Origin of the sequence: Synechococcus sp. CB0205 (assembly GCF_000179255.1) — a bacterium.
Lineage (GTDB): Bacteria > Cyanobacteriota > Cyanobacteriia > PCC-6307 > Cyanobiaceae > Vulcanococcus.
This window is the reverse complement of record NZ_ADXM01000022.1, coordinates 135596-147546: the sequence shown is the minus strand read 5'-3', so window position 1 is coordinate 147546 and position 11951 is coordinate 135596. Positions and strand designations below refer to the sequence as shown.

Annotated in this window: 13 protein-coding genes; 7 read left to right on the top strand and 6 right to left on the bottom strand. The window is 65.8% G+C overall.

Going from position 1 to position 11951, the window contains the following annotated elements:
- Positions 1-6: 6 nt before the first annotated feature.
- Positions 7-624, bottom strand: coding sequence for a DUF3177 family protein (locus CB0205_RS0103905; protein ID WP_010314528.1), 618 nt, complete (start codon positions 622-624; stop codon positions 7-9).
- A gap of 50 nt (positions 625-674) precedes the next feature.
- On the opposite strand from CB0205_RS0103905, the gene CB0205_RS0103900 reads away from it, so the two are divergent.
- From CB0205_RS0103900 to CB0205_RS0103885, 4 genes are read left to right on the top strand one after another with little or no spacing between them, the layout of a single operon-like run.
- Positions 675-1949 (top strand): FIST N-terminal domain-containing protein, encoded by a 1275-nt coding sequence (locus CB0205_RS0103900; protein WP_010314526.1) that lies wholly within the window; start codon positions 675-677, stop codon positions 1947-1949.
- 9 nt (positions 1950-1958) lie between these two features.
- Complete coding sequence (trmB, locus tag CB0205_RS0103895) at positions 1959-2669, top strand: tRNA (guanosine(46)-N7)-methyltransferase TrmB (protein WP_029626098.1); 711 nt, start codon at positions 1959-1961, stop codon at positions 2667-2669.
- Complete coding sequence (locus CB0205_RS0103890) at positions 2666-3973, top strand: IctB family putative bicarbonate transporter (protein WP_010314522.1); 1308 nt, start codon at positions 2666-2668, stop codon at positions 3971-3973. The genes trmB and CB0205_RS0103890 overlap by 4 nt, the downstream gene beginning before the upstream one ends.
- Complete coding sequence (locus CB0205_RS0103885; RefSeq protein ID WP_010314520.1) at positions 3966-4925, top strand: N-acetylglucosamine kinase; 960 nt, start codon at positions 3966-3968, stop codon at positions 4923-4925. Before CB0205_RS0103890 ends, CB0205_RS0103885 begins: the two co-directional genes overlap by 8 nt.
- Here the strand turns inward: CB0205_RS0103885 and glmM are convergent.
- Positions 4904-6280, bottom strand: coding sequence for a phosphoglucosamine mutase (glmM, locus tag CB0205_RS0103880; RefSeq protein ID WP_010314518.1), 1377 nt, complete (start codon positions 6278-6280; stop codon positions 4904-4906). The genes CB0205_RS0103885 and glmM overlap by 22 nt on opposite strands.
- Positions 6281-6377: 97 nt before the next feature.
- On the opposite strand from glmM, the gene CB0205_RS0103875 reads away from it, so the two are divergent.
- The gene (locus CB0205_RS0103875) at positions 6378-8393 is read left to right on the top strand and encodes a lytic transglycosylase domain-containing protein (protein ID WP_010314516.1); all 2016 of its coding nucleotides are present in this window, start codon (positions 6378-6380) and stop codon (positions 8391-8393) included.
- 9 nt (positions 8394-8402) lie between these two features.
- On the opposite strand, the gene CB0205_RS0103870 is transcribed toward CB0205_RS0103875, so the two are convergent.
- Positions 8403-8930: a hypothetical protein gene (locus tag CB0205_RS0103870; protein ID WP_010314513.1), complete on the bottom strand. Its 528-nt coding sequence runs from the start codon at positions 8928-8930 to the stop codon at positions 8403-8405.
- Positions 8930-9358, bottom strand: coding sequence for an NIL domain-containing protein (locus CB0205_RS14235; RefSeq protein WP_010314511.1), 429 nt, complete (start codon positions 9356-9358; stop codon positions 8930-8932). Before CB0205_RS14235 ends, CB0205_RS0103870 begins: the two co-directional genes overlap by 1 nt.
- 84 nt (positions 9359-9442) lie before the next feature.
- Between CB0205_RS14235 and CB0205_RS0103860 the strand changes: the two genes are divergently transcribed.
- Both CB0205_RS0103860 and thyX read left to right on the top strand, forming a co-directional pair.
- Positions 9443-9982, top strand: coding sequence for a thioredoxin domain-containing protein (locus tag CB0205_RS0103860; RefSeq protein ID WP_010314507.1), 540 nt, complete (start codon positions 9443-9445; stop codon positions 9980-9982).
- A gap of 54 nt (positions 9983-10036) precedes the next feature.
- Positions 10037-10759 (top strand): FAD-dependent thymidylate synthase, encoded by a 723-nt coding sequence (gene thyX / locus CB0205_RS0103855; protein WP_010314505.1) that lies wholly within the window; start codon positions 10037-10039, stop codon positions 10757-10759.
- Positions 10760-10762: 3 nt separating this feature from the next.
- On the opposite strand, the gene dcd is transcribed toward thyX, so the two are convergent.
- On the bottom strand, positions 10763-11356 hold the full coding sequence (dcd, locus tag CB0205_RS0103850; RefSeq protein ID WP_010314503.1) for a dCTP deaminase: 594 nt from the start codon (positions 11354-11356) through the stop codon (positions 10763-10765).
- A complete protein-coding gene (locus tag CB0205_RS0103845; RefSeq protein WP_029626097.1) occupies positions 11356-11934 on the bottom strand; it encodes a cob(I)yrinic acid a,c-diamide adenosyltransferase in 579 nt (192 codons plus the stop codon). The genes dcd and CB0205_RS0103845 overlap by 1 nt, the downstream gene beginning before the upstream one ends.
- Positions 11935-11951 lie beyond the last annotated feature (17 nt).

The following is an 11951-nucleotide window of genomic DNA, read 5'->3' as shown; positions in this document are numbered from 1 at the left end:
CACGCCCTAGAAGCCGCCTGCGACCCGGCCCTGCTTGGGCAGGCGCACGATCAGCCATTGCAGAAGGCCAACGCCATAGGCCACGAGGGAGACGTAGCCGACAAAGGCAGCGATGGCCGCGGTCCAGCTGCCACCAAAGACGAAATCAAAGAAACCGGCGACTCCACCATGGAGATCATCGGGGGCCTCGAGCCAAACCCTGCAGATCGGACGGGTCAATCCGCCACCAACGCAGTTGAGGGCCACGGCACTCAAGGCCGCACCAAGCAGGCCGAACACCGTGAGCCCCCAACGCCAGGCGCGCACCACAAAGGGCAAAGGGCGCCAGGGGGGCAAGTCCGCCAACTCCTCGTTGAGATCCACCCAGAACCAGACGCTGATCACCACCAGCAGCTGGGAGAGGACCGCCAGCAGATAACCCAGGGGACGGTTGTCCGTCAGCAGCAGCACCGTGATCAGCAGCAGGCTGGCGACCTTCCAATAGATCCCCATCAAGCGGGTGAGCGCCTGCTCCCGCTTCAATGCCGACCAAATCAGCAGCACCAGGGGCAACCCCAGGGCAAAAACCGCAGCCAAGCGGTAATCCAGCCAGACGAGGGTGCGATAGAGCAGCAGATCTGGCACTCAGCAACAGGCAGTCAGTGGTCATTATCCAGCGGCTGTAAGGTCCGCCGATGGCCTGGACCGCTCGCCTCTCTTCGTTGTTGCCCTGGCGACAAGCGCCGCAGCAGGCGCAGTGCACCACGGCACTGAGCTGCGAACCCGCCCTCGAAGCCGCCATCGCCGATCTGGCACAGCAGCTCAAACAGGCCGGTCAAAGGGGCCCGGCGGACCTTGGTCTGGTCTTCTGCTCCAGCGCCTATGCCAGCGATCTGCAGCGGTTCATGCCCCTGCTGAAGCAGGCCATCGGAGCCCAGCACTGGCTGGGGTGCTGCGGCGGCGGCGTGGTCGGCACCAACACCGAGGGATTGGCCCAGGAGCTGGAACACCAGCCCGCCATCAGCGTGACCCTGCTCACCCTGCCCCAGACGCAGATCGAGCTCTTCAGCCTCAACAGCGAGACCTTGCCTGATCTCGACGGATCCCGGCAGAGCTGGATCAACTGGGCCGGGGTCGACCCCAACGGCGGGCATTCCATGCTTCTGCTCCTGGATCCCACCTGTACGTCGATCAACGACGTCATCAGCGGTTTGGACTTCGCCTACCCCGAGGCCCAAAAGATCGGAGGCATTGCCGGACAACACAGCGCCCAGCACGGCTCACTCTTGATCGGCGATGGCGTCGTCGATGGTGCCGTTGGCTGTTTGATCAAAGGGGACTGGCGCCTTGATCCGGTTGTCGCTCAGGGCTGCAAGCCGATCGGCCCAGTCTTTGAAATTGAGCAGGCCGAACGCAACGTGCTGCTGCGTCTCAGCCATGACGGGGAAGCCGACACGCCCGTGGCCTGCCTGCAAACAATCCTCAAGGGCCTCTCTCCAGAGGAGAAGGAGCTCGTGCGGCACTCGCTGTTTTTAGGGGTGGCCAAAACCAACTTCCAGCTGCCCAGCGATGGCGCCCCGGCATCAGGGCCAGCGGTCCTGGTCCGCAACCTGATCGGCGTCGACCCACGCACCGGTTCCGTGGCGGTGGCCGAGCGGCTGCGGGTGGGGCAGCAGGTGCAGTTTCAATTGCGGGACGCCGAGACCTCCAGACAGGAACAACAGCAACTCCTGGGGCAACAGCGAAGCCGTAACGCCGAGCCAATGGCCGCACTGCTCTTTGCCTGCCTAGGCCGCGGCGAGGGGCTCTACGGCTCCCCCAATGGCGATGTGGACGGATGCCGTCAACAATTCCCTGCTGTTCCCATCAGCGGTGCCTTCTGCAACGGCGAGATTGGCCCCGTCGCCGGTGCAACCCACCTGCATGGCTACACCGCCAGCTGGGGCTTTCTGGTGCCGAACACTCCCTGACTTCCGATGGTGCGCCAACACGTCAACCCGCTGAGCCGCTTCTTCCAGTTGCCGCTGGAGCTGCCCCCACCCCAGGAGCTGTTCAGCGATCCAGGCCGACCAGTGCACCTCGACATTGGCTGTGCCCGGGGCCGCTTTCTCCTGGCGCTGGCCCAGCAGCAACCCGAGCTCAACCACCTGGGGGTCGAGATCCGGCGCGCACTGGTGGCCGCAGCGGAAGCGGACCGTCAGCAGCTCGGCCTTGGCAATCTGCACTACCTCTTCTGCAACGCCAACATCAGCGTTGAGGGTTGGCTGACGGCATTGGCTCCGGGTCAGTTGGATCTGGTCTCCATCCAATTCCCCGATCCCTGGTTCAAAAAAAGGCACCACAAGCGACGGGTCCTGCAGCCTGCGCTGCTGCTGGCCATCGCCGCGGCCCTGGAGCCGGGTAAGCGGCTCTTTATGCAGAGCGACATTTTGGACGTCATCGAACCGATGGTCGCCGTCACCGAAGCGAGCGGCTGCTTCAGCCGACCGGCAACTGACGCCCGCCCCTGGCGGGCAACCAACCCCCTGCCCGTGCCAACCGAGCGGGAGACCTACGTCCTCGAGCAAGGGCTACCGGTCTACCGAGTGCTCTATGAACGCAACGAAACGCCGTTGCCGAGCCTCCAAGAGCTGGAGCAACAGCTCGAAGCCGCCGATAATCCCGAGACATCAACCCACCCCTCGGCATGAGCGCAGGATCGGCGCCATCCACCCCCTGGCTGTTGCGTTGGCAGGGGATCTTGGGCGACGCCAGCGAGGGGCCCCTGGGATCACGGTTGAGCCTGATCGCCGGAAGCGTGCTCTGCGTGCTGCTGGCCGCAATGCCCTTCGTCACGCGGGCAGGCCTCAGCCTGCTGATCCTCGCGTCGGGATTGCTCTGGCTGGTGTGGTCGCTCTGCCTACCCGCCGGTCGCATCGGCCGCATCAGCGGTTGGCTCCTGCTGATGCTCGGCATCGCCGTTCTGGCCACAGGGTTTTCACCGGTCACCCCAGCCGCGTTCAAAGGTCTGCTGAAGCTGATCAGCTATCTGGGGGTCTACGCCCTACTGCGGCAGCTGCTCGAGCAGGCGCCGCTCTGGTGGGATCGGCTCGTGGCAGCCCTCTTGGGGGGTGAGCTGCTCAGCAGCGTCCTCGCCATACGGCAGCTCTATGGCGACACCAGTGAGCTGGCCCGCTGGGCCGATCCCAACTCCGTCGCCGACGGAACGATCCGGGTCTACGGCCCCCTGGAGAACCCGAATCTGCTGGCGGGCTACCTGATCCCGATCCTGCCCATTGCCTTGATCGCTCTGCTGCGCTGGCGCTCATGGCCCCAGCGCCTCTTTGCCGCCAGTGCCCTGCTCTTGGGCTGTAGCGCCCTCTTCCTCAGCTACAGCCGGGGCGGCTGGCTTGGAATGGTGGCAGCCCTTGGGGCCGCGGTGCTGCTGCTGGTGCTGCGGCAAACGCGCCATTGGCCGCCCCTCTGGCGCCGCCTCTTCCCCTTGCTGCTGATCGCGGCAGCCGTCTGCGTGCTGGTGATCGCCGTGACGCAAATCGAGCCCCTACGGATCCGGGTCATGAGCCTCGCGGCAGGCCGCGGGGATAGCTCCAACAACTTCCGCATCAACGTCTGGCTCGCCGCCATCGAGATGATCCAGGAGCGGCCCTGGCTGGGGATCGGCCCCGGCAACAGCGCCTTCAACCTGATTTATCCCCTCTATCAACAGCCGAAGTTCAACGCCCTGAGCGCCTACTCGGTGCCGCTTGAGCTGCTGGTGGAAGGAGGCATCCCCAATCTCATCGCGGCCCTCGGCCTGCTCTTCGCCAGCCTCAGGGCTGGCCTGAGCCAACTCAAAGGCGAGTCCAACTGGGCCCTGCCGGCCCTGGCCGCGGTGGCCGCCATCGCTGGCCTCTGCGTCCAGGGCGCGACCGACACGATCTTCTTCCGGCCCGAAGTCCAACTCACCGGCTGGTTCTGCCTGGCAACCTTGAGTGCCAGCAGCAGCGATGGCTGAAGGGCAGCTGCTCGCTGGCTTTGATGCCGGACAAACCCACACCAGCTGCAAACTGGCTCGACTGACGAGCACGGGAGCGCTGATCCCCATCGCCCTGGGCCAGGGTCCGGGGGTTCGCCATCTGGCCGCACCAGGAGCTGAGGCCTGTTTCCAAGATGCTCTCCAAACGAGCCTGCGCGATGGGCTGATGCAGGCCGGGCTGGGCGGCGAGCAGCCCCTCGCCGCAGCCGGAGTGGGGGCCAGCGGCATTGAGAGGGGCAGCGCCGTCCAAAGCCAAGGGGAGGCCTTGGCGGCCGCCGCCCTAAAGCTTCCCCAGCCCGCTGTTCAAGTCAGCGGTGATGAGCACACCGCCCTGCTGGGCGCCCATGGCGAAGCCGCTGGCGTGCTCGTCATCAGTGGCACGGGCTGCATTGCACTAGGGCAAACGAGCTCCGGACACTGGCATCGCACGGGTGGCTGGGGCTGGCTGCTGGATGGGGCGGGCTCCGCGATGGATCTGGGCCGGGACGGCTTAGCGATCAGCGTGCAGATGGCCGATGGACGGCTGAGCGAGACCTCCCTCAAGCACCAGCTCTGGCAAGCCCTCGGGGTCAGCACCCCGCAAGAGCTCAAGGCCGCCGTCGTAGCCGAAGGGTTTGGCGCGGCCGGCTTTGCCCGGCTAGCTCCCGTGGTGGACGCCTGCGCCGCAGGCGGGGATGACCACGCCCAACGCATCGTTGAACGTTCAGCGCTGGCCCTCAGCCAGATGGTGCGCACCATTGCCTCCACCCTCGAGCTGCAAGCTCCGCGGGTCTGTTGCAGCGGCGGCGCGCTCACACACTTGGGGACACTGCGCCGCGCCTTCGCCGCGGACCTCGAGCAACGCTGCCCCGGTGCTGCCTTGGTGGCCCCCAAGGGCGATGCCTGTGATGGCGCCCTGCAAATGGCCGTTCAGGCGGCGTTGAGGTGCTGATCGGCGAGTTCCGCCAACTGGCGACTCCAATGGTCGACATCAGCCTGCTCAGCCGCCTCCACCATCACCCGAAGCAACGGCTCGGTACCGCTGGCCCGCACCAACACACGCCCAGTAGCGTCCATCGCCGCTTCCGCAGCCTGCACAGCCTCAAGCAGCGGCGCGCAGCTCTCCCAACCGGTGCGCCTGCTGCGATCCGGAACGGTGACATTCACCAGCTTCTGGGGATAGGGCTGGAAGCTGCCATCGAGCCAGTCGCTCAGGGAACCCCCCTGGGCCTGAATCAATCGCGCCACCTGCAGCGCCGTCAGCAGACCATCACCACTCATGCCGTGGCGGGCCGAGAGGATGTGACCGGATTGTTCACCGCCCAGGGACGCGCCGAGTTGCTCCATGGCGGCATGCACGTATTGATCACCGACGGCGGTGCGCTCCAGCACGCCACCTCGCGCTTGCCACGCACGCTCAAAGCCGAGGTTGCTCATCACCGTCGCGACGATCCGGTTGTCCGGAAGGGCCCCCTCGGCCATCAGGGCCTGGCCCCAGAGGTAGAGGATCTGGTCGCCATCGACGACCCGACCACGGCCATCGACCGCGAGCATCCGATCGGCATCGCCATCAAAGGCAAAACCCATGGCCGCCCCCTGGGCGATCACCTCCGCCTGGAGAGCCTCGAGATGGGTGCTACCGCAGCCCTGGTTAATCCGGGTCCCATCGGGCTGGCCATGGAGCACCGTTACGTCGGCTCCCAACTCACGGAAGACCCGTTCGCCGCAGCTGGTCGCCGAACCCCAGCAGAGATCCAGCACGACCTTGGCGCCATCCAGCCGAGCTGAGCCGACGCTCTCCAGCAGGCGCTGGCGGTAGTCGTTCAGTAAATCCGGGCGCTGCTCAATCCGTCCATTGGCGCTGAAGCCGCCCAGCACATCGCCACTGCCATGCAGGCCCGCTTCGATCTCGGCCTGCTGCTGCTTGGCCAACTTGGCCCCGCAGGCTCCAAAGACTTTGATGCCGTTGTCATGGGGCGGGTTATGGCTGGCCGACACCATCAGGCCGCCACTGGCTCCGAGCTGACGAATGGCGCCGGGAACGGCAGGCGTGGGACACAGGCCGATATCCAACACCTCACGGCCCGCTGCGGTCAGCCCAGCAGCCAAGGCGGCCACCAACATCGGTCCGCTACTGCGGGAATCCATTCCCAACACGACCGGACCACCGGCAGGGAGGACCCGACCGCACCAGTAGCCAACCTGCAGGGCCAGGGCGGGCGTGATCACCTGCCCAACCCGGCCGCGGATGCCATCGGTTCCAAAACTCGCCGTACCAGACGGGAATGGCGCCCCAAGCGGAGACATGGCGAGCTGATGGATCAAGGCTCGCGGCAGGTTACGCCGGGTTTGCGATGCAAGCGGAGCGCATCTCACCAAGAATGCGCAGAGTTATCCCACTGCTTTGGCCCAGCGCCCCCGTTCCGCTGAAGGACGCCAAAGCCTTCTGGGCACAGCACTGCTGGGTCTCTGCTGCCTGGGAACGGGTGTTGCACTGGCCGCCGGGCGGCAGGTTCTGGTGCAGCTGGCTCCGCCCCTCACCCCCAACAGCAGCCCAGCCGAGCTGACCCGCAGCCGCAAACACAGCCTCGATCCAGACCGGCGAAGGGATGCGGCACTGCTGCTGAGCGCTCAAGCCAAGAGCAGCCCTGAGGATCGGCGCCATTGGCTCCAGGGCCAGGGCTGGGGCAACCGCGGCAGCAACAAGGTGCTGGCGGCGATCAGCCTCAAACGCGCGGCCCTCGCAGCCCAAGCGAGTGGACGTCCCCAGGAAGCCCAGGCCCTCTGGGCAGAACTGCTGCGGCGCTTTCCGCGGGAACCCGCCAGTGCCGATGCCCTCTATGCCCTGGGCCGGCAGCAACCCAAGTTGCGGCTGACGCTGCTGGAGCGCTTTGCCGCCCACCCGGCGGCCCTGGCGGCAGCCCTCGAAGCAGGCGATGCCCTGCACCTCGCCCGCTGGGGTGCCCGCTGGCCCGGAGCCGAAGCGCTCCTGCTGCAAACCTGCGAGACCCGTGCCGCTGCGCTCAGCGCCGAAGACAAGCAGCTACTCGCCGCGGGGCTCGCGCAACTGGGACGGAGTGAAGCCGCCCTGCGCTGCCTTGGGGACACGCCCGCCACAGCAGAACTACAGCTGCGCCTGGCTCAAACCCTGCTGCGGGGGAACCGCGCGCAACAAACGCAGGCCGAAGACTGGCTCTTGCGCATCGCCCAGAGCGAAGGCCCGCAGGGTGCAGAGGCAGCACGCCTCTTGGCGCAATCTCCGGCAGCAGGAGCGGTTGAACGGCTCCAACAACTGCCGCCAACCCTCCAGGACAGCGCCCCCGTGCAGGCTCGCCTTGCCGAAGCAGGACAGGTCGATCCGGCCACCGTGCTCAGCCGCTGGCCCAATGACCCAGCCAGCTGGGAACTCCAGTGGAGCGAGGCGCGCAAGGCCTTGCTGCAGCGGGACTGGCGCCAAGCGAGTGGCTGGCTCAGCCATCTGGAGAGCGCCAACCTGCCCGCACCTCTAGCGGCGCGCCAGTTGTTCTGGCGCGGCTGGAGTGCCCAGCAGCAGGGAGACCAGGCGAGCGCGGAGCAGTTCTGGCGGCAAAGCCAACGGAGCCAACCCCTGGGCTACTACAGCTGGCGGGCCAGCGAACGTCTGGGACAGTCTCACCAGGAACTCACCAGCACAGAGCCGCTTCAGCCCTGGCAACCCCTGGCCAGTGGTGACGCACGCATCGATGCCCTCTGGCAGCGGGGGCAAGCACTGGAGGCCTGGGAAAGCTGGCGCACCAAGCAAGGGGGCAGGTCCCCCAGCCGACCTGAGGACGTTCTGATCGAAGGTCGCCTGCGCACGGCAATCGGCGATGACTGGACCGGACTCGGACAACTCGAGCGGGCCAGTTTTCGCCTACCCCAGATCGGCTGCCGGGGACAACTCGAGCGGGAACGGCAGCTGCACCCCCGGCGTTTTGGCGCGGAACTGGGCGCCGCCAGTGAAGCGACGGGTGTCGATCTCGCCCTCTTGCTGGCGGTCGCCAAGCAGGAATCCCGCTTCAGCCCAAGTGTGCGCTCAGGGGCTGGAGCCAGTGGCCTGCTGCAACTGATGCCAGCCACCGCCAGCGAACTAGCGGGCGAACCCCTGGACCATCAGGCCCTGAGCGATCCAGCCCGCAACGCAGCCCTAGGGGCGGCCTACCTCAAACAACTGCTCAGCAGCAGCGGGGGCAACCTGTTCCAAACCATCGCCAGCTACAACGCTGGCCCCGGTGCCGTCGTCAGTTGGCTCCACTCTCGGGGCTTTGATCTGCAGCGCGAACCGGAGCTCTGGACCGAGGCCATCCCCTACCCCGAAACCCGGCTGTACACCAAAAAAGTGCTGGGCAACTACTGGAGTTATCGGCGGCTCGCAGAAAGCGCCGAGACCCTCTGCCGCTGATACCGGCCCCTAAGCAAAGACAAACCCGAGATGGGCATACAGGGAGCGGCCCACCAGGATTCCCGCTAATACCCAACTGCAAAGGACAAAGGCTCCGAGCAGGGGCGCCGGTGCAATCCGAAGCCGGGTGAGATCAAGCCGGGCGAGCAAGACCGCCGAGGCCAAGACCAACACCTCAGAGAGCACCGCCAGGTGCAGGAGGTAAAGGCCCCCGGTGATCACCACCAGCAAGGTCACCACCAGGGTCAGCGCCTTACTGGCCGCCATCAACTGCGAGAGCTCCCGCAAAAGCAGATCGGGCATGGTGCAGAGCACAACCACCAGAAGGGCCTGCATGCACTGCAGCGGCCAGAACCAAGGCCCTGCGAACTCCTGCTGCACCGGCGTGCTGGCCTGGGTCAGCAACTGCGGAGACACATCAGCCCAGTGCAATCCCATGAAGGCGCTGACAGCAAACAGCACCAGCAACATCGGTGCCCGCAACGGCAGGACCAGGAAGCGAAGAACAGCAGTCACAGGGCGCATGGACGGGCGCATCACTGGGCAGCGCCCACAGCTTGATCCAACACCAGGGCGATCGCTTCAAACGGACACGAGGGGATGCATTGCTCGCAGACCAGGCAGCGCTGCGCATTGAACTCCAGTCGCCAATGGGGAGCAGTGAAACTCAGGGCACCACTCGGGCAAACGCTGCTGCAGATGCCGCAGTCCACACAACGCTGGGGATCAATCGCGATCTCACCGGAGGCCCGGTTCAAGCCCAGGCCTTGGCCCTCTAACCACTGCTCAGCCGCATCGAGATCATCGATGTCGCCGGAGAGCTCCACCACCATCGTTCCGCTCTGGTTCGGAGCGATCTGCGCCCGCAGGATCTTGGCGGCGATATCAAATTCGACCGCCAGGCGATAGGTGATCGGCTGATGCACCGCCTCCCGCGGGAAGTGAAGGGTGATGCGGCGTTTCAAGGGCGCAACTCAGCCACCGTCAGGGTATCGACGCGGAATGGGAACAGCCCTGGCAGATTGGCGCCAAGCATCAACACACCACCTGTGGACAGCAACACGGCAGCCCTGGGACGGCGCGAGCGCATGCTGCTGGCTGCGGTGGCCGCCCTTCTGGCCCTAGGGCTCTTCCTTCTGCGCGGCGGGCTCTCACCGGCGGCACCCCTGGAGAAGCTGGCCCGCCAGTCGCTGGAGCCCGCCGTTGCCCTCAGCAATGGCCGGCCCAGCGTGGTCGAGTTCTACGCGGACTGGTGTGAGGCCTGCCAAGCCATGGCCCCAGCGATGGAGAAGGTCGAGAGCCAACACCACGATCAACTCGATGTGGTGCTGCTGAACGTCGACAACCCCCGCTGGCAACCGGAGGTGGATCGCTACGACGTCAACGGCATCCCGCAGCTGGAATTCTTCGATGCCAGTGGCACCCGCGTGGGCCGCGCCGTCGGCGCCCGCAGCCAAAGCGAATTGGAAGCCCTGACTGAAGCCTTGGTGGCAGGCACCCCCTTGCCGGCCATGGCGGGTGTTGCCGAGACCAGCCTCCTGCCTCAAGCGGAGGCAACCACCATGGCAGGCCCCCGCAGCCACAGCTGAGTTCCCCAAAGCCCGTTACCCTGCAGCACCAGCTCCCCACGCCATCGCCCGCCCATGAAACGCTTTCGGGTTGAGCTGATTGCAGCGACCCCCAACCCCCAGCAGTGCGTCTATGCGGGGATGCACCAGGACTACAGCGAAGGGTTTGTGGCGGCCGATCGCGCTGAATGGCCCGATGAGACCAAGGCCGGCGAGATCTGCGTCAAACGTCTCCTGGCCGGTGAGCGCGGTCACTACGGTCCGCTGGAGCACGCCCAGATCGTGCTGAACGTGGGCTGGTTCCCCCACTCCGTGATGCAGCAGGCCCGCACCCACCGGGTGGGCGTGAGCTTTGACGTCCAATCCATGCGCTACACCGGCGAGCGCATCTGCCGGGCGGCCAACGGCGAGCTGGAACTCGAAGAGGTCTTCTACCTACGCCCCGAAGGGCAGTACAGCGATCGACAAGGCAAGAAATACACCTACAGCGCAGACGAGCGCGCCAAGGATCTCGCCCTCTGCCAAGCCGCGGCCGAGCGCTATCGCGACATGCTCGCGGCGGGGTTCGCCGAGGAGCACGCCCGCGGCATCCTGCCCTTCGATTACCGCCAGCACTTCGTGGTGAGCTTCTCGCTGCGGGCGTTCCTGCACTTCATGGACCTGCGCGCCAAGCTCGATGCCCAGGAGGAAATCCGGGTGCTCTGCGATCTCATGTGGCCCCACCTCCAGGCCTGGGCCCCAGAGATCGCGGCTTGGTACGAAAAGACCCGCCTGCACAAGGCGCGCCTGGCGCCTTAGGGCTCAGACCTTGGCCAAGGTGACCCGCTCGGGCTGGTGCTGGTACTTGCCAGCCCGGTCCTTGTAGGTCGTCTCGCAGGGATCACCCTCGAAGAAGAGCAGCTGGCAAATGCCCTCGTTGGCATAGATGCGGCAGTCCGCTCCGGAGGAATTGCTGAACTCCAGGGTCAGGTGACCTTCCCAACTGGCCTCAGCTGGGGTGGTGTTAACGATGATCCCCAGGCGGGCATAGGTGCTCTTGCCCAGGCAAATCACGGTGATGTTGGGAGGGACGCACATCTTCTCGAGCGCCACACCCAATCCGTAGGAGTGGGCTGGGAGGATGAAGTACGAGCCGTCCTCGTCCTCGTGCAGAGGCACCGGCTCCAGGTTGGCGGGGTTGAAGCGCTTGGGATTCATGATCGTTCCGGGAACATGCCGGAAGATCAGGAACTCCTGCGGGGAGAGGCGCAGGTCGTAGCCATAGGACGAGCAGCCAAAGCTGAGAACCGGCTTTTCGCTGTTCTCCGGATCAAGATGACGAACCAGCTGCGGCTGAAAGGGCTCGAGCATGCCCAAGGCGGCCTGCTCGTTGATCCAACGGTCGTTTTTGAGCATCAGAAACCTCGGCGCAGCTGGGTGACCTGATCGGCCATGGCCAACAGAGCGGTGGGCATGGAGGGCCCCGTCAGGATCACATCCAGGTGGGACGGCCGCTGCTCCAGGGCTGAAACGACCTCCGCCTCGGACAAGTAGCCCAGTTCGACGGCCAGGCCCAACTCATCGAGCACCAACTGATCCAGCTGACCGCTCAGCAGCTGCTCACGGGTGTACGCCCAGATCTCGCGCACAGCCTCGACATCGGCCTGGGATGCCGGCACGGGATCAGCCAGGCAACCCGCCACGGCTGGCCTCAGCCACTGAAGGCGGCCACAGAGCCAAACACTGCTCTCCAGCCCCTGATCGACCCCACCTTTGAGGAATTGGCTCACCAGAACGCGGCTACCAAGCCCGGCACTGCGCAGGGCCTGACTGAACACCCCACTGAAGCTGCCGCGGAAGGGAGCGGTGTGCACTTGGAGCTGGCCCTCCTGCTGGGCCGCCAGGCGCACGCTGCGCGCGGGGGCCGACGCCGGGACCACAGCCAACGGACGCAGGTGTCCAGCACGGGGCGTGGCTGCAATGCTGGCCGTCATCGAGTGCATGGCTGCCG

What these genes read in the sequence shown, in the direction of transcription:
- CB0205_RS0103890 (WP_010314522.1), top strand. Translation starts at nt 2,666, where the DNA reads ATGAGCGCAGGATCGGCGCCATCCACCCCCTGGCTGTTGCGTTGGCAG.
- CB0205_RS0103900 (WP_010314526.1), top strand. Translation starts at nt 675, where the DNA reads ATGGCCTGGACCGCTCGCCTCTCTTCGTTGTTGCCCTGGCGACAAGCG.
- CB0205_RS0103885 (WP_010314520.1), top strand. Translation starts at nt 3,966, where the DNA reads ATGGCTGAAGGGCAGCTGCTCGCTGGCTTTGATGCCGGACAAACCCAC.
- glmM (WP_010314518.1), bottom strand. Translation starts at nt 6,280, where the DNA reads ATGTCTCCGCTTGGGGCGCCATTCCCGTCTGGTACGGCGAGTTTTGGA.
- thyX (WP_010314505.1), top strand. Translation starts at nt 10,037, where the DNA reads ATGAAACGCTTTCGGGTTGAGCTGATTGCAGCGACCCCCAACCCCCAG.
- CB0205_RS0103870 (WP_010314513.1), bottom strand. Translation starts at nt 8,930, where the DNA reads ATGCGCCCGTCCATGCGCCCTGTGACTGCTGTTCTTCGCTTCCTGGTC.
- CB0205_RS0103845 (WP_029626097.1), bottom strand. Translation starts at nt 11,934, where the DNA reads ATGACGGCCAGCATTGCAGCCACGCCCCGTGCTGGACACCTGCGTCCG.
- dcd (WP_010314503.1), bottom strand. Translation starts at nt 11,356, where the DNA reads ATGCTCAAAAACGACCGTTGGATCAACGAGCAGGCCGCCTTGGGCATG.